Raw genomic sequence first — 15,433 nt, 5'->3', positions numbered from 1 at the left:
CCTATAAGTTTAACATTTAACATAAGCTTCATTATAGTGTAACAAATGCAATGTTAGAATCTACTATAGCGTGAAAGTTACAGTTCTCCGGGACTGTTGCAACAAATACGCAAAAAGGAGGCTATTCTAATATGGCATTGACACAAATGTATGTAAATACAGATGTTCTTACATCTTTAAGCAACTCACAAAACAGTGATTTCTATCAGAGTGAACGAGACCTGATATTTGACCTGATAGACAATGATCTGCTGACAATACACTTTCAACCGATATATAACCAGGCTGATGGCTATCCTTTCGGTTTTGAAGCACTAACCAGGATAAGCGACCCCAGTGTAAATATTAATACTGGTGAGTTGTTTGATATGGCTAGAAATACAGGGTTGTCACACCTGTTAGATGGCCATGCCAGACATATTGCTTATACAAAAGCATCTGAACAGGGAGTACAGGAACATATTTTCATAAATGTGTGTCCTGAAACTCTTGTCAAAATAAGTTCTGATTATGAGCTAATTGATCTTTTTGGCACAGAACTCAGCCTACCACGTGAGAGGATAGTTTTAGAGGTAACCGAGGAAAGCGCCATTAAAAATTATACTCTCTTTGGTAATGCGATAAAGCAGTTGAAAAAGAAAGGATATAAAATAGCAATAGATGATTTTGGGGCCGGATATGGGGGACTTAAGATGCTATCAATAATAGAGCCGGATTTTGTAAAAATTGACCGGCATTTCATCTCAGACATAGACACTACAGTCGTGAAGTATAATCTTGTGGATGCAATCGTTATGGCCTGCCACAGGTTAGGTATAAAGGTTATAGCTGAGGGTGTGGAGCGGGATGAGGAGATGTTTGCTGCTTTAAATTTTGGAATCGAGTACTTTCAGGGTTATTTGCTGGCAAAACCGGCAATGCTTGCGCAAAGGAATTTTGTGCCGATTCCAGGCGGCAGGGACAGATGTGCGATAAAAGCGGCAGAAGATAAACGTATCGGTGATTTAACTGTTTACACAAATACTCTACACCCGCACGACTCTCTCAGAGAGGCATATGATAAATTTAAATCTAATCAGGAAACCCGCCTCATACCGGTTGTAAGGGATGGTTACATTGTCGGTACGTTAAACAGAAGAGAGTTTCTTGAACTTCAGGTTTTGGGTAAATGCGGCTACGGGGTTGCGTTAAATCACCGTAAAACGATAGAAGAGCTTATGGAAAAAATCGTAATTAGTATCGACTCAGAGGCTACTCTTGAGGATGCTGCCAAGCGTATTCAGGCAAGAAATAAGGATGTGATATATGATGACGTGTGTGTTACACACCGCGGCAAATATTATGGCACTGTTCCGGTAAGCGTTCTTTTAAGCGCAATGACAGAAAAAACCATATCACTAGCAAGAAATGCAAATCCGCTGACCGGCTTACCCGGTAATGACGCCATATTCAGAGAAGTAACCCGTAAATTTAGTGAGGGAGTCCACTTTGATGTTTGCTACATTGATATTGATAATTTTAAGCCCTTTAACGATAACTATGGATTTGACAAAGGTGATATTGCAATAAAAGAGCTTGGCAGAATCATTTCTGATGTGTTGAAATTGTATAGTGCTCAATGCAGCTTTATAGGGCATATTGGCGGAGATGATTTTATAGTGATAGCTGATCCGGGGCAATCAGAAGGGATATGTTTTGAAATTAATCATCACTATAAACATATACTGCCTGAACTACATGGAGGTGGTGACTATCAACTTGGTTATTATTTTTCTAAAAACCGCAAAGGCAACCTTGAAAAATTCCCGCTCCTTTCCCTCTCAATTGGAATAGTCAGCACCGCCTCAAGCAATATAGACTCTTATCAAAAGCTGTCGCAGGCTGCCGCTGAGGTCAAAAAAGCTGCTAAAATGACACATGGATTCTCAGTCTTTAAAGAACGAAGAGCCTTCGATTTAACTGACATGTAATAAAGTCTTCATTTTGCTGTAACACTTGAGATGTTAAAATTCCATATAGCTTAAAAGATATAGGGTGGCTATGGCAACAAATATACAAACAATGAGGCGAAAATGCTTGAAAACTGTTATGTAACAAGGAGTCGGTAATGGAAACGATAATAATATGTGAGAGATTTGAGAGCATCTCGGAAATTGTAACATGCGTGCAATGTATCTATAACAAGGCGTGTGAAAGCTTTAAAGAGCATATGTCGGTTAATGTCACAGTAAACTGAGCATTGTCTGTAACTATGTAACATTGGGGGTAAATGTGATGGAATGTGAAAATTGTAACACTGTCCTTGTGCTTCAGAGTAAGTTTGAAACAGGATATCTGTACTTATGTCAAGAATGTGAAACCAGGCATTTTTTCCCGATTAAAGACCATAGAGTTGCATCGGAAGTTAACTGTGTTGATATAGAACAATTGACAGATTAAAATTGGGAGGTGTTACAATGAGGGGGAATGAGAGCATTACGGTAATGTCGGAACAAGATGTACAATTAGCGGCGGCAGCTTTTAAAAATTTTTGTAAGGCATGTAACAGCTTAGATGTGGCCTTGCAGGTTGGGCAAAACTGTTGGGAGTTTTTTAACTGTGGAATGGAGAAAGCCGGGCCGTGTCCGGCGTTTGCGAGATCATCGGGTAGAAAATGCTGGCTGGTGGCTGGCACTCTCTGCGGCTCTGAGCCGGAGGGCATAATGGCTAAAAACAAAAACACATGCAAAGAATGTCCGTTCTATCAGAAAATTAAAAGTGGTGCATTGTAGTTTTGAAATGGTATTCGTAAAGCAGTATTAAATCTGATATATGGTTTCAATCAGAAAGTGGTATCATAGCAGCAGCATAATGGGTAAAGTTAAGATAATTGGTGGTGAGTTTAAAGGGAGGACTCTTAAAGTTGCAGTGTGTAAGACACTAAGACCAACCTCTGCAAAAGTGCGTGAATCGCTTTTCAATATCATAAGAGACATCACATCGGGTTGCCGATTCCTTGATCTCTATGCCGGCACCGGAGCAGTGGGGCTTGAGGCTCTAAGCAGAGGTGCTGAGCGAATTGTCTTTGTTGATAAGAGCGCAAAGGCTATTGAGGCAATTGTCAGTATTCCGGATTTTAAAATGAGTGGCTCATGTGCGGCTTTTGTGGGGGATGCCAAAAGTGTCTTAAAAAAACTGGAAAATTTAAACGAAACCTTTAACTGTATCTACATAGACCCGCCATATTATTCAAATGAAATTGAAAACATTCTGCCTGTCATCGCCTCATCTAAAGTGCTGACTGCGGATTCTTATGTGATACTTGAACATCCGTCAAAAAAAACATTGCCTCATACAGTTGGAAACCTTATCACTAAAAAGCAATATACATACGGTGATGTTTCATTAACCTTGTATGAATTTTTTCAGGACTAAAACACTGCCGTTTGTGTATAATCTCAGTATATGGAAAGATTGGCAATTTATCCGGGCACGTTTGATCCCTTTACAAACGGACACCTTGATATTGTACTTAGAAGCACGAGATTTTTTGACAAACTGATTATAGCAATAGCGACAAATCCCAAAAAGACTCCACTTTTTTCGGTAGCGGACAGAACAGCTCTCATCCATAGTTCCATCAGCCGCATGGATAACATTATAATTGATAGTTTTGAAGGACTGGTGGTTGAGTATGCCCAATCCAAACATAGCACAGTAATCATAAGGGGTCTCAGGGCGGTTTCTGATTTTGAATATGAACTCCAGATGGCTTTGATAAACAGACGCTTAAATCAGAATGTTGATACAATTTTTATGATGCCCTCCGAGGAATACTCCTTCATCACATCAACAGCCGTAAGGGAGATTGCATCATTGGGCGGATGTGTGGATGCTCTTGTGCCCCCACCAGTTAAAGCTGCGCTACTTAAAAAGTTTGGTATAGTGACTGAGATTTAATGAGTCATATTTCTAAAGTATTTCCTTAATTTATCACCTATAATGGCTTATTATTTATATATAATCCTTGCGATGATAATATGGAGCACTCTTGGAGTGTTTATAAAGAGTGCTGAATTACCTGTTGCAACGATAATGTTTTATCCATCTGCTATTTCTGTCTTTATTCAACTTCCCATGTTTCTGAGTAAAAAGATGCGTCAGGAGTTTCCGTCTTTTAAGAAGATTTCATTGTTGGCTTTAGTAAGCTTAGTGGTGCTATCGAACACCTATTCGTTTTTTCTTGCTTATTCGTGGACAACTATACCTAATGCCGTCTTTACGCACTACATAGCGCCGGTTTTAGTAGCAATACTTTCACCAGTTTTTCTTAAAGATAAACTTCATGTTTCTATCTTCATATCCCTGACTGTTGCCACAATTGGGTTATGGTTGATTTTAAAGGATGTCTCAATCGTTACGATTGTTAAAAACGGTGGGTTTGACAGGAATTTCTTTGGCATAATCTCTGGTCTTGTCTCAGGAGTAATGTATGCTGTGTTGGTCATATTGTTAAAGCTCTACATGAGTATGTATAACCGGAATATAATTGTTTTTATACAAAACACGTTTGTTGCACTGTACCTGCTTCCATTTGTCACATTGCCGCCGAGGCAATATATTTGGATGTTTATAGTTATAGGGATTTTTCACTCAACTATAGCCAACTACCTTTACTACAAGGGATTGGAAAAAGTACAGGCATGCAAAGCTGCCATTTTAGGCTATATCGAACCAGTAGGGTCTATATTGTGTGGTATAATATTTCTTTCCGAACATGTTAATCTGTTTTCACTTATCGGTGGCATTATGATTATTTTCTCAGGCTACATCGTTATGAGGCAAAAACATGAGAAGTGCGTACAGCCGTTATAGCCTTATACGGAAATATTTACAAGCGAGCCACTCTTTCCGCTTGTAGTGTTTGTGAAATTAGCGGAGGCACTCTGATATGAGTTTAATGCGCTTTTAGCGCTGTCTCCGCTAAACATAATAGGCGTAGAGGGTTGCGTTGTTGAAGACATAACTGCGCTTTGGCTGCCGGCAAGAGTATTATTCTGATTACTTATGGACGTATTCAAAAGACTTTCATTGTTATTAAATTTAACGTTATCTGTCTTATTTTTCTTGCTTTTTTCAGCTTCAGCTTGTTTCTGTTGTGCCTCAAGCAGGGATTTACTGAGTTGATCGAGTACATTAAGGTTTGGAGGAGTGAAAATAGAAACAGGTGCAATGTTAGAGTTTATGGTGGAAGCAATCGCCTGCCCCATAGGTAATGAGGCAACAGCGTTTTGTCCGCCAGGATTTCTTTTGCCGCCATCTAAGGCGCTGACTGTGTTCCTGAAATTGCTAATATTATATAAGCTTATATCCATAATATTAGACTCCCCCTTAATTTACTACTTCTCAGCTTTAGTATAGCATGTTAAAGTTCAAAAGTCAATTATAAAATTTAATTGTGGACATTTTTTGCAAATTATAGTAAAATCTCTTAGATGCTCAAGATTTATTATCTTGTTTTGTTTCTATTGTTGCCATCTGTCTGTTATGCCTGGGGGCCTCTGACCCATACGTATCTGGCAAATGAGGTGCTGTTTTTTTCTTTTTTACTGCCGCCTTTTGTCAGTTCCATTATTAACCGGTTTAAAGAGGATTTCCTCTACGGTAACATAATGGCGGATATGGTGCTGGGGAAGAAGTATCTCCCGCAGGACAAGAGCTCCCATTCGTGGGATTTCGGTTTCAGACTTGCTGATGGAGCCAAAACCCCTCAACAAAAAGCTTTTGCTTTTGGTTATATCTCACACCTTGCCGCCGATACGGTTGCACACGATATTTTGACCAAAGAAAGCAAAAACATTGAGCATACACTTTATGAACTCAAAGCCGACAGCTTTATTAATAAAAAGTACTGGCTGCAGGCAGTTGCCATAAAAAAGAGTGTACAGAAACGCAATGACTTGTTTTTAGAAAATTCAATTTGCAAGCTGTTTTTGTCTTTTAAAATTAATAAGAGAATTTATAAGAGTCTGCTCTTTATGTCACTGTTTACCACTGGTGGCGTTATGAACATTGTTGAAGGACATATGCCATTTTCATACACTCCGCCCCGCCATATGATTGAGGACCTTACTGAGGAATCCCTGGGCCGCATAATAGATATTTTAAGGCATGGCAGAACATCCAAAATTGCCGACATAAAGCCAAGCGGCGAAATAATACACGGAAAGCTGTACAAAAGTCTTTTTTTGTAGGGGTGATTTATAATTGCAACAGTTATTCTGATTATAATTCAGAAGTATAACGAGGCGGCAAGGAGCAAGCGACGCAGACGTACTGTTTTGTACGTTGAGGAGCTTGTAACGAAGCCAACAAAGTTAGACGATTGAATTAGAATTAGGGATGTAGATATGCCTGATATGCTTGGCAGGGTAGGGCTGATTTCGGTTTCAGCCGCCAAAAGTTTAATCGCCTCTGTTCAATACAATGTTATCGGTGTTGACGTAATAGGTATTGAAAGCTCAGTTGGGCGAGTGCTTGCCACAGACATTAAATCCAGCGAAGATCTGCCTGCTTTTTCACGCTCTGTTATGGATGGGTTTGCTATACAAAGTTCAGATACTTTTGGAGCTACGGAGTCAGTGCCTGCATATCTTAATGTAAAGCATGAAGTATTTATGGGTAAGCTACCTGATTTTAAAGTAAACACGGGTGAGGCAGCTAAAATTCCTACAGGTGGAATGCTCCCCGACGGTGCAGATTCAGTCTTAATGCTTGAGCATACCCAAAAACTGGATGAAGACATGATTGAAGTGGTAAAAGCGGTTGCACCGAAGGAAAACACAGTTTTAAGGGGAGAGGATGTCAAAGCCGGGGAGCTTCTGTTTCAGAGGGGACATCAGTTGAGACCGCAGGATGCAGGTGTTTTAGCTGCACTGGGGATTTCCAAAGTTACGGTACATAAACTGCCGGTGGTTGCAATTATTTCTACTGGAGATGAAATTGTGCCGCCTGAGGGCAATATTAATCCGGGTCAGGTACGGGACATAAACACATATACGCTTGCAGCCCTTGTGAAGGTTAACGGCGGGGAGCCGGTAATCATGGGAATTTTCAGGGACGATTATGAAACGATGACAGAGGCCATGAGTAAGTCGTTAAACTGTGCCGATATGGTTTTAATAACGGGGGGAAGCTCGGTTGGTACTAAGGATTTAACACCGAAGATTATAAATTCATTTGGAGCACCTGGAGTTATATTTCACGGAGTTGCGTTAAAGCCCGGAAAACCGACAATTTTTGGCATGGTTAATAAAACACCGGTGTTTGGACTCCCTGGGCATCCATCGGCTGTGATGGTTGCTTTTGATGTGTTTGTAAGGGGAGTTTTACAGAAAATCGCAGGTCTGTCAGAGGATAGTGTCTTATCGGAGTATAGCGGCAGGATAAGAGCGCGTATAGCGAAAAACATATCGTCTTTACCGGGCAGAGAGGACCATGTATGGGTAAAAGTGGAAAACCGGGATGGAGAGCCGTGGGCGGTACCGATTTTGGGTAAATCCGGCCTTATTAATACGATGGTCAAAGCAGACGGGGTTATTGTGGTTGGCGCAGACAAAAGGGGAATTTCAGAGGGCGATTTTGTGGACGTCAGGTTGTTTCAAAAGTAGATTAATGATAAAATATAGATACTCAGGTAATGGATGTGGAAAAATTAGACAAACATAAGATACGGGAGACAATATTGGCCAACCAGTGGTTGCTGAAATTACAGATATAGACGAAACACTGAGACGAATTACAACTTATGCAAATGCACAGAATATTCGTATTACTCAACACGCTCATCAGGAAATGGCCGATGAGGACATCACAATTGATGAAGTGTTGGAGGCTATTGCATCAGGAGAAATTCTTGAAAACTATCCTGAGCACCGTCGTGGGGCGTGCTGCCTGATTAGTGGTCTTACAACAAAAGAACAACGTCCTTTACATATAGTTTGCACAACAACAAGTCCTGTGGTTATAATAATAACAGTATATGAGCCAAGACCTCCGAAATGGATTACACCGGCTCAAAGGAGGCAACAAATATGAACTGTAGCATAGAAGGCTGTACTGGCTATTATGAAGAAAGTCATATTGTGCATACTGTGCAACATAGAGGACAGGTAATCGTCATTGACCATGTTCCGGCAGAAGTATGTTCTGTGTGTGGAGATGTTCTTCTTAAGCCTGAAACTGTCAGGCATATTGAAGAATTGCTAAAGACAGCAAGCGTGCCGACACGGACAGTTCCCCTTTACGAGTACGCTTAGATGTCATGTTTAATGGTAAATATCACGAACGATCACTTTATGTTCTTCAGATACGTCATTTTCAATATTATTAAGGAACAATTCAAACTCCTTAATATTTTCCTTTGAGAAGATTCTAACTGAATACATATTCTGAATATTTATATTGTCATCTACTAACCATTGGCGCATATGATTGTCAACAAACATGGCATCACAGTATGGGGCATAAACAGAAATAAATTTTGCATCGAAATATAAGCCTGAGATACTCTTCTTTATTTTCTTAACATTTGAAGGGAACTGCCCTTGCTGAACTTTTTATCGGAGCAAGCTATAAATTTTAGAAAATATGTTGACAAATGGTATATGTTTAATATAGTCCGATTTCATATATTCCGTCATTTTGAGATAACGTTCATCTGGTGTTTCTCCCCGGCTATTAAACATAAAAAGTTGCATAAGGTATTTACTCAAAATTGGTAAAAATAACGGGTTATCTATTGTCTGAAATTTAAGTTCTTTAAACGCATCTTTAACAGTTTTTTCCCATGCCCCCACGTTTAGTTCAAAAATCTCCTCAAAAGATAGGCGTTGTTTCCTCCATTCGTCAATGTCCATTATTATATTATCCACGACCTGATTCTTAAGGCTTCTTACTAACTCGGCATCCTCAACATACCTCCCTGCATCAACAAATATATGGTTATCCCACTGATGTACGTCTTCAGGTACTGCGTCTTGTTCCAACAGACCAATTGCGGGGGAAGCTCCATTTAAAAAGGCTTCATAAGAGCGTTTAAGCTGCGTCATTTCTACTTCATAATCAGCTTCAAAATAGTGTCCTCTTGAATATCTCTTTATGAACTCAAAAAGCTCTGCCATCTCATTATATCTCCATTGATGTGTTTCTGTCTCATGAATTGTCGAATAGGGACAGACAAGGACTTGGTAATATGCTAATCGTGTCAGTGTCTCTGACGCTTTAATAAAATCTTCCTCACTTTTTCTGAATACTTTTGAAAGAAAAAATTGGTCAAGGTAAATGATTTTCTTTTTTATAAGAGGAAGTGCCTTTGATTGGGTTTCCTTACATTTTTTACATTTATATATCATGTTGTTGTTACTTATAAACAAGAAGGGATAAGTATTTACCCCACCACATTCTGGACAATTACCGAGACGTCTCGTCAATATCATGAATCAAGTATAACAATTCGTCTTTTATTCCAGCAATATTCCATATCGTTTCTAATCATTCTTTAACTTCAACGGCGAATTTCAAGCCCAGGCTATCAAGTAATGAAGAGAGGCTTGAAAGTTTGGGATTTCCTTTTTCCGATAACATCCGGTACATGCTTTCCCTGCTCAGGTTTGCTTTTCTTGAAACGTTTACAAACCCTCTGGCATCTGCGATATTGCGAAGAGCCAGCAAAAAAGCTTCCCTTGAGTTTTCATCTAAAGTGGCATTAATATATGCCGCAGCCTCTTCAGAGTCTCTTAAGGATTCCAGTAAAGTGTCTTTGTAGTTAATTGTTTTTCTTGCCATTACTCCCTTCCAAAATCTATCCTCAACTCAAAACTCCACTGCCTATTGCCCTGCAATCACAAAAGTTACCGACAGTCAGTCTTTGAAAACAGTGATTACAAAAATAATTACAAATAGGCAGTTATCTCTTTTTAATTTTTTGTCGCTGTCCCTTTTGTCTTTAACAAATTTTTTTGCAGTTTTTCAGATTTTTTCCTTATAAACGAATCTGTTCTTCTACTGATAAACATTTTGTTCCTTCAAAATGTTTATCTCGAATATTACGAATCATTTTAACTGCTTTCACAACGTAAATAATCGCTTTCTTCATAATTATATTTTAGCATTATCAATAACTATTATTGCCTTTGTAGTTAACTCCGTTAATAAAGGACTGGATTCCTGCTTTCGCAGGAATGACAGAAAAAAAGAAGTCACCCCTTTGTCATCCCGCACTTGTTGCGGGATCCAGTCCTTTTTTCCACTTAAAAAAAAAGAAACCTACCTACTTAGAATCCTGAAAACCCTCTGCCAGAGTTAATTCAATAAGCATTTAACTATTTAATTAAAGTTTAAAAGATACTAAGATAAACCCGTCACATTTAATGTCCTGTTTATCGAACAATAATCCAACTCTGTGGTATAATTTACTATCACGAAAGCTAAGACCACAAGGAGTATAGTAAAGAATTAACAATATTCAATGATTAATGCGGGAGGATTTTTTATATGTTAAAACAAGGCGATACAGCCCCCGACACAAACATTTTGCTTTCAGACGGTACTGAGACAAACTTAAGCACTCTATGGCAGCAGGGCAATGTGATGCTTGTGTTCTTACGACACTTTGGGTGACCATTTTGCAAAGAGCAGGCTGTGCAGTTGCACAGAGAAAAGGAACTCTTTGACGCACTAGGTACGCAAATAATACTTGTCGGTATGGGTAGTGTAAAACAGTCGGAATCATTTCGTAAAAATCATGGATTAACATTTAAAATTATCTGCGATCCGCATAAACATTTATACAAGGTGTATGAGCTCTTTAGCGCAGGACTCACTGGTATCGCCTCCCCAAAGGTTTTAGTGCACGGCATGAGGGCATTAGTAAGAGGACATCTTCCCGGAGTGCCGGTCGGTGACATATTTCAACTTTCTGGAGTCTTTATTATTGACCGCACCTCCACAATAAGATATGCACATTACTCAAAAGATATTGCAGGGTATCCGCCTGCCGAAGAGCTTTTGAACGAGGCGGCTCTATATGCTTAAACAGCTCTAATGTATTTACATTAGCTTACAACCTGGCATTCATTTTAAACTTAATATGAAAAAGAAAGTTACCATAATTGGAGCCGGCCCCGGAGGGTTGGCAGCTGCTATGTTGTTGTCGTATAAGGGGTATGACGTAACTGTCTATGAGAAAGGGAATTCCGTTGGAGGCCGCACTGGCAGATTTACGTTTAACGGTTACTCTTTTGATATAGGGCCGACCCTTTTAATAATGCCACAGTACGTAGAGGAGCTTTTTGCTCTTTCCGGTGTAAACTTAAAAGACTACGTAGAGATTAAGATGCTTGACCCGCTATACCGGTTAAAATTTGCAGACGGCACAGAGTTTTTCCCATCATCGAATGAAAAGAAAACCGTGGCGGAGATAAAGCGTTTGTTTCCCGTAGAGGTGGATAATTACCTGAAATTTAAACAGTACGAGCACTATAGGTTCAGGCGAATAGAGGGTTGTTTTAAAGTAGCGTACGAAAAAATGTCTGATTTTTTGAAGCCTCATTTCTTAGAGGCGCTCCCTCAGTTGGACATATTTAATACGCTTAACGGACGGCTTAAAAAGTATTTTAGTGATGAGAAAATGCAATTAGCTATGTCCTTTCAGACAAAGTATATAGGGATGTCTCCGTGGAGAGCGCCCTCAGCATACACCTTAATATCTTTTATAGAACATAAATGGGGAATAGCTCATGTAACAGGGGGATTAAACCAATTAACATTGGCGATGGCCAAAGTTATTGAGGGATACGGGGGGAAAATTCACACATCCACTTCAGTGCGGCAGGTTTTGAGAAAGAACAGAAAAGCGACAGGGGTACTTTTAGAAAATGGCGACAAAGTGGAATCAGACTACGTGGTAATCAATGCTGATTTTGCGTATGCGATGTCAAATTTAATCGGTGAGCGCAAAAAGTACACAGATAGTAACTTACAAAAACGTGATTACTCGTGTTCTGCATTTGTGCTGTATCTCGGTATTAATACGCAATATGATATGGCGCATCACAACCTGATTTTTGGATATGACTTTAAAAAGAGCATGGATGATATAGCAATGACTCAAAAACCCTCGTCAACCGCCTTTGCATATATTCAGAATCCGTCTGTTACAGACAGCACTTTAGCACCCTCAGGGAAATCCACTATGTACATCCTTGTACCGGTACCAAATAATAAAGCCTTGATTGACTGGGAGGCGATAAAGCAGGATTTCAGAGATAAGGTGTTGGATAATATTTGTAAAAAAACAGAAATCAAAGACATAAGAGACCATATCGAGGTGGAAAAAATTGTTACGCCCATAGATTGGGAATACGGATTTAATACATTTAAAGGAGCAGTGTTTAACCTAAGCCATAACCTGAATCAGATGTTTTACTTCAGGCCACATAACAGGTCTGAGGAACTATCTAATTGCTATATCGTTGGCGGTGGAACCCATCCCGGCAGTGGTCTGCCAAATATCTGTATATCCTCAGTAATAACATCAGAATTGATTATCAGAGACGACATCGGAAACAGAAAATGGTCTTTTGATAGAAAACTGTTGTAATGAAATGAATTACTTCTTTGACAGCTTACCCTGTATCACCAAACATAAATTGAAGAAGCAGTACTGAAGCAAAAGAGGCTGTTTCGGCACGTAGCACTCTGCTGCCTAAATACACCGATGTTGCACCTGATTCTTCAGCTTCACTTATTTCATCTGAGCTGAAACCGCCCTCCGGGCCAACTATTGCATATATGGTTTTTATATCGCTTTGTAAAACCTCTGATTTTAAACGCATCCCACACTTCTCATAAAAAATAAATGCACGGCTCTTCACATGTTCTTTAATCATTAACAGCAAATCGGAAAAATTTAACGGTGGTCTTACAAGAGGCACTGTTACACGCTGTGACTGCCGTGAGGCCTCTATTGCTATCTTATTCCATCGGAAGAGTTTTCTTGTTTCTGTGAGCTGGCAGCGTGAGCTATAAAACGGAATGATTTCACTTACTCCACACTCGGTGCTCTTTTCAATCACAAAGTCCATTTTGGCTCCCTTAAGAAGCCCCTGACAAAGCACTATATCAACTGATTGTTCCTCTTTTGGTGCGTCCTGAGGGGTAAGTTTAAGAAGTACCTCTTTTGCTCTGACATCTGTTATGATTCCGGTAAAAACCTGTCCTGACGAATCAAAAAGAAGCACAGTGTCACCAGCCCGCTGTCTTAGAACATTGGTAAGGTAGTGGGCGTTTTGTCCGTTAAGGCAGAAAAAACCGTCTGTCTCTGTTATTTTTTCAACGTATAACCGGTGCATGAATTATCAGTTTTGTGATTATTATACTAATTAGCCATATCTTTGCGATATAACTATCAATGCTATACCCTCTATGAGGATAATCACATTAAAGAGTACTGAAATTTGGTGCAGTCTTTTAAATTTCATCCGTAATAAACCCTCATCGGTTGTATCAGGCATTGATTTATCAAAGGAATGTATTTTTGCTTTCACATCTTTAACTTTCGGATGAATGACTATATAGTTTAACATGCTAAAGATAAAAGCCAAAACAAGTAAACACAGTATGATCGTTTGTAATCGCCTTAAAGGCCATGACAAGAGAAAGAGGTACGACAAAAGTGAGAATCCGGAAACAGCGGCAACAAACGGAAAGTACACAGGAAACAGATAACTTACAATGGAACCAGCTGCGTCTCTGGTATTATTTTTAAATACAAGAGGAGTTACTATAAAAGAAAACATAAACATTCCCCCAACCCATAAAGCCAGGGAAAGACTATATATTACAGAAAACATATTTCTCATTACACAGATATTGTAGCACAAATAGGGCAAAGTGGCGTTTTTTTTGTTTAACAAAAAATATGTTATAATCTCTTTTTCTGTGGTAATGCCCAGCCGGTTCTTTAGGACACCAGTATTTGCATCGATGTAGTGGTCAGAGTTTGAGTACTTCGATATGGGCATAGCGAGCGTACAGATTATCGATAACGTTGGATGTGGATATTTCGCCGTTTGAAACGCGAGCCAAATCAGCGGCAGTTTCAGGAGTCACTGTTAACCCCTCAATTTCTTGTTGTGCAAGAGCATTGGCGAGCGCCCTTTTGTTTTCCTGGATTTCGGAATCCGTCATCTATTTCCCTTCTTAACTATTAAAATTATAACCACCTGTGGTCTTGCCTCAGGGAGTTTTATTTAGCTTTTTATAAAGTTACTTAGCATCATTGGTGAAAAAAAAGCCCTTTACCTTTTCGGCAAAACTCCTTTGCACCTCATCACCGCTTTCTTTTGCAAAGTCCTCCAGAAGCTCTTTTTGCCTTGAAGAGAGCTTTTGGGGTACGTCTATATAAACCTTAACGATTAGATCGCCCTTATGTCCTCCACCTACGCGCTGAATTCCCTCACCTCTTAATCTGAAAATCTCACCGGATTGCGTGCCGGTGGGGATTTTTATTTTTCCGCTTCCCTTAAGTTTAGGAACTTCAATCTCTCCTCCAAACACTGCTACATAAAACGCTATCGGCACCTCACAGTATATGTCCCTTTCGTGGCGCTTAAAAAACGGATGCTCCTGGACTGACAGATAGACATAGAGGTCTCCCTGTGGGCCGCCTTTTGTGCCACTTTCACCCTCACCGCTAAGTTTGAGTTTCATTCCCGTGTCCACACCGGGCGGAATTTTAACATTGAGTGAGCGGCTCTTTCGCATCCGTCCGCTGCCTTTACACTCAGTGCACGGGTCTGTGATGACCGCTCCTGCCCCTCCACATCTGCCGCAGGTTTTACTGACAGAGAAAAAACCCTGCTGAAACATCGTCTGCCCGGTTCCCTTACAGGCAGAACATCTCTCAGGCGCTTTGCCTCCGGCAGAGCCTGTGCCAGAGCACTTTTCACAAGGCTCATGGCGTGGCACAACAATATCTTTTTCAATGCCAAAGGCGGCCTCCATCAGATTAAGCTCTATATCGTACCTGAGATCAGAGCCCTTTCTTGGCCGGTTTGATCTCTGAGTGCCGCCTCCAACCCCAAATCCGCCCAGAATATCCTCAAATATGTCCCCAAAAATATCGGAAAACCCGCCCGAAAAAGAACCAAACCCCGGACCCCCGCCGCTAAAAGCATCAGCTGTACCAAATCTGTCATAGCTTGACCTTTTGGCAGGGTCACTCAGACACGAGTATGCCTCATTTATCTCCTTAAACCGCTCCTCTGATTCCTTGTCTCCGGCGTTTCTGTCCGGATGAAATTTTAGAGCTAACTGCCTGTACGCCTTTTTCAACTCATCTGGTGTTGCCGTCCTGCTTACGCCCAGAGTTTCATAGTAATCTTTCGTCATT

Annotated in this window: 18 protein-coding genes; 11 read left to right on the top strand and 7 right to left on the bottom strand. The window is 40.2% G+C overall.

Annotated features, from left to right (window positions below; genetic code table 11):
• Positions 1–131 precede the first annotated feature (131 nt).
• From HQK88_06395 to HQK88_06375, 5 genes are all read left to right on the top strand, one after another.
• The gene (locus HQK88_06395) at positions 132–1,970 is read left to right on the top strand and encodes an EAL and GGDEF domain-containing protein (protein ID MBF0616429.1); all 1,839 of its coding nucleotides are present in this window, start codon (positions 132–134) and stop codon (positions 1,968–1,970) included.
• A gap of 486 nt (positions 1,971–2,456) precedes the next feature.
• Positions 2,457–2,771: a hypothetical protein gene (locus HQK88_06390; protein ID MBF0616428.1), complete on the top strand. Its 315-nt coding sequence runs from the start codon at positions 2,457–2,459 to the stop codon at positions 2,769–2,771.
• A 79-nt stretch (positions 2,772–2,850) separates the two neighbouring features.
• The gene (gene rsmD, locus HQK88_06385) at positions 2,851–3,414 is read left to right on the top strand and encodes a 16S rRNA (guanine(966)-N(2))-methyltransferase RsmD (protein ID MBF0616427.1); all 564 of its coding nucleotides are present in this window, start codon (positions 2,851–2,853) and stop codon (positions 3,412–3,414) included.
• Between the two features lie 30 nt (positions 3,415–3,444).
• Positions 3,445–3,939, top strand: a complete 495-nt coding sequence (coaD, locus tag HQK88_06380) for a pantetheine-phosphate adenylyltransferase (protein ID MBF0616426.1) — start codon at positions 3,445–3,447, stop codon at positions 3,937–3,939.
• Between the two features lie 72 nt (positions 3,940–4,011).
• Positions 4,012–4,854, top strand: coding sequence for an EamA family transporter (locus HQK88_06375; GenBank protein MBF0616425.1), 843 nt, complete (start codon positions 4,012–4,014; stop codon positions 4,852–4,854).
• A gap of 2 nt (positions 4,855–4,856) precedes the next feature.
• Here the strand turns inward: HQK88_06375 and HQK88_06370 are convergent, their stop codons facing one another.
• Positions 4,857–5,354 (bottom strand): hypothetical protein, encoded by a 498-nt coding sequence (locus HQK88_06370; GenBank protein ID MBF0616424.1) that lies wholly within the window; start codon positions 5,352–5,354, stop codon positions 4,857–4,859.
• A 120-nt stretch (positions 5,355–5,474) separates the two neighbouring features.
• Here HQK88_06370 and HQK88_06365 point away from each other — a divergent pair, with 120 nt between their 5' ends.
• The 4 genes from HQK88_06365 (at position 5,475) to HQK88_06350 (ending at position 8,297) form a co-directional block, all read left to right on the top strand.
• Positions 5,475–6,233 (top strand): zinc dependent phospholipase C family protein, encoded by a 759-nt coding sequence (locus HQK88_06365; GenBank protein ID MBF0616423.1) that lies wholly within the window; start codon positions 5,475–5,477, stop codon positions 6,231–6,233.
• Between the two features lie 156 nt (positions 6,234–6,389).
• Positions 6,390–7,649, top strand: coding sequence for a molybdopterin molybdotransferase MoeA (locus tag HQK88_06360; protein MBF0616422.1), 1,260 nt, complete (start codon positions 6,390–6,392; stop codon positions 7,647–7,649).
• A gap of 85 nt (positions 7,650–7,734) precedes the next feature.
• On the top strand, positions 7,735–8,076 hold the full coding sequence (locus tag HQK88_06355) for a DUF4258 domain-containing protein (protein MBF0616421.1): 342 nt from the start codon (positions 7,735–7,737) through the stop codon (positions 8,074–8,076).
• Positions 8,073–8,297, top strand: a complete 225-nt coding sequence (locus tag HQK88_06350; protein MBF0616420.1) for a YgiT-type zinc finger protein — start codon at positions 8,073–8,075, stop codon at positions 8,295–8,297. Before HQK88_06355 ends, HQK88_06350 begins: the two co-directional genes overlap by 4 nt.
• 300 nt (positions 8,298–8,597) lie before the next feature.
• Here the strand turns inward: HQK88_06350 and HQK88_06345 are convergent, their stop codons facing one another.
• Together HQK88_06345 and HQK88_06340 are read right to left on the bottom strand one after the other, a co-directional pair.
• Positions 8,598–9,470 carry a hypothetical protein gene (locus HQK88_06345; GenBank protein ID MBF0616419.1) on the bottom strand — a complete coding sequence of 291 codons (873 nt, stop codon included), beginning with the start codon at positions 9,468–9,470 and terminating at the stop codon, positions 8,598–8,600.
• Between the two features lie 61 nt (positions 9,471–9,531).
• Positions 9,532–9,825, bottom strand: a complete 294-nt coding sequence (locus HQK88_06340; GenBank protein ID MBF0616418.1) for a putative addiction module antidote protein — start codon at positions 9,823–9,825, stop codon at positions 9,532–9,534.
• A gap of 861 nt (positions 9,826–10,686) precedes the next feature.
• Between HQK88_06340 and HQK88_06335 the strand changes: the two genes are divergently transcribed.
• Both HQK88_06335 and crtI read left to right on the top strand, forming a co-directional pair.
• Positions 10,687–11,073, top strand: a complete 387-nt coding sequence (locus tag HQK88_06335; GenBank protein ID MBF0616417.1) for a redoxin domain-containing protein — start codon at positions 10,687–10,689, stop codon at positions 11,071–11,073.
• Between the two features lie 55 nt (positions 11,074–11,128).
• On the top strand, positions 11,129–12,640 hold the full coding sequence (gene crtI / locus HQK88_06330; GenBank protein MBF0616416.1) for a phytoene desaturase: 1,512 nt from the start codon (positions 11,129–11,131) through the stop codon (positions 12,638–12,640).
• A gap of 25 nt (positions 12,641–12,665) precedes the next feature.
• On the opposite strand, the gene HQK88_06325 is transcribed toward crtI, so the two are convergent.
• The 4 genes from HQK88_06325 to dnaJ form a co-directional block, all read right to left on the bottom strand.
• Positions 12,666–13,391 carry a 16S rRNA (uracil(1498)-N(3))-methyltransferase gene (locus HQK88_06325; GenBank protein MBF0616415.1) on the bottom strand — a complete coding sequence of 242 codons (726 nt, stop codon included), beginning with the start codon at positions 13,389–13,391 and terminating at the stop codon, positions 12,666–12,668.
• Positions 13,392–13,421: 30 nt separating this feature from the next.
• Positions 13,422–13,838 carry a DUF4149 domain-containing protein gene (locus HQK88_06320; protein MBF0616414.1) on the bottom strand — a complete coding sequence of 139 codons (417 nt, stop codon included), beginning with the start codon at positions 13,836–13,838 and terminating at the stop codon, positions 13,422–13,424.
• A gap of 196 nt (positions 13,839–14,034) precedes the next feature.
• Positions 14,035–14,229: a hypothetical protein gene (locus HQK88_06315; GenBank protein ID MBF0616413.1), complete on the bottom strand. Its 195-nt coding sequence runs from the start codon at positions 14,227–14,229 to the stop codon at positions 14,035–14,037.
• Positions 14,230–14,307: 78 nt separating this feature from the next.
• Positions 14,308–15,432, bottom strand: coding sequence for a molecular chaperone DnaJ (gene dnaJ, locus HQK88_06310; protein MBF0616412.1), 1,125 nt, complete (start codon positions 15,430–15,432; stop codon positions 14,308–14,310).
• Position 15,433 lies beyond the last annotated feature (1 nt).

The sequence above is a fragment of the Nitrospirota bacterium genome (assembly GCA_015233895.1).
In the GTDB taxonomy this organism is placed as follows: Bacteria; Nitrospirota; Thermodesulfovibrionia; order Thermodesulfovibrionales; family Magnetobacteriaceae; genus Magnetomonas.
This window is presented reverse-complemented; position numbering and strand designations above follow the sequence as displayed.

Bases quoted from the DNA above. Each gene is read 5' to 3' on its own strand.
- HQK88_06365 (MBF0616423.1), top strand. From the start codon at position 5,475: ATGCTCAAGATTTATTATCTTGTTTTGTTTCTATTGTTGCCATCTGTC.
- HQK88_06360 (MBF0616422.1), top strand. From the start codon at position 6,390: ATGCCTGATATGCTTGGCAGGGTAGGGCTGATTTCGGTTTCAGCCGCC.
- coaD (MBF0616426.1), top strand. From the start codon at position 3,445: ATGGAAAGATTGGCAATTTATCCGGGCACGTTTGATCCCTTTACAAAC.
- crtI (MBF0616416.1), top strand. From the start codon at position 11,129: ATGAAAAAGAAAGTTACCATAATTGGAGCCGGCCCCGGAGGGTTGGCA.
- HQK88_06395 (MBF0616429.1), top strand. From the start codon at position 132: ATGGCATTGACACAAATGTATGTAAATACAGATGTTCTTACATCTTTA.
- HQK88_06390 (MBF0616428.1), top strand. From the start codon at position 2,457: ATGAGGGGGAATGAGAGCATTACGGTAATGTCGGAACAAGATGTACAA.
- rsmD (MBF0616427.1), top strand. From the start codon at position 2,851: ATGGGTAAAGTTAAGATAATTGGTGGTGAGTTTAAAGGGAGGACTCTT.
- HQK88_06320 (MBF0616414.1), bottom strand. From the start codon at position 13,838: ATGTTTTCTTTTATAGTAACTCCTCTTGTATTTAAAAATAATACCAGA.
- dnaJ (MBF0616412.1), bottom strand. From the start codon at position 15,432: ATGACGAAAGATTACTATGAAACTCTGGGCGTAAGCAGGACGGCAACA.
- HQK88_06350 (MBF0616420.1), top strand. From the start codon at position 8,073: ATGAACTGTAGCATAGAAGGCTGTACTGGCTATTATGAAGAAAGTCAT.
- HQK88_06325 (MBF0616415.1), bottom strand. From the start codon at position 13,391: ATGCACCGGTTATACGTTGAAAAAATAACAGAGACAGACGGTTTTTTC.
- HQK88_06340 (MBF0616418.1), bottom strand. From the start codon at position 9,825: ATGGCAAGAAAAACAATTAACTACAAAGACACTTTACTGGAATCCTTA.
- HQK88_06375 (MBF0616425.1), top strand. From the start codon at position 4,012: ATGATAATATGGAGCACTCTTGGAGTGTTTATAAAGAGTGCTGAATTA.
- HQK88_06315 (MBF0616413.1), bottom strand. From the start codon at position 14,229: ATGACGGATTCCGAAATCCAGGAAAACAAAAGGGCGCTCGCCAATGCT.
- HQK88_06370 (MBF0616424.1), bottom strand. From the start codon at position 5,354: ATGGATATAAGCTTATATAATATTAGCAATTTCAGGAACACAGTCAGC.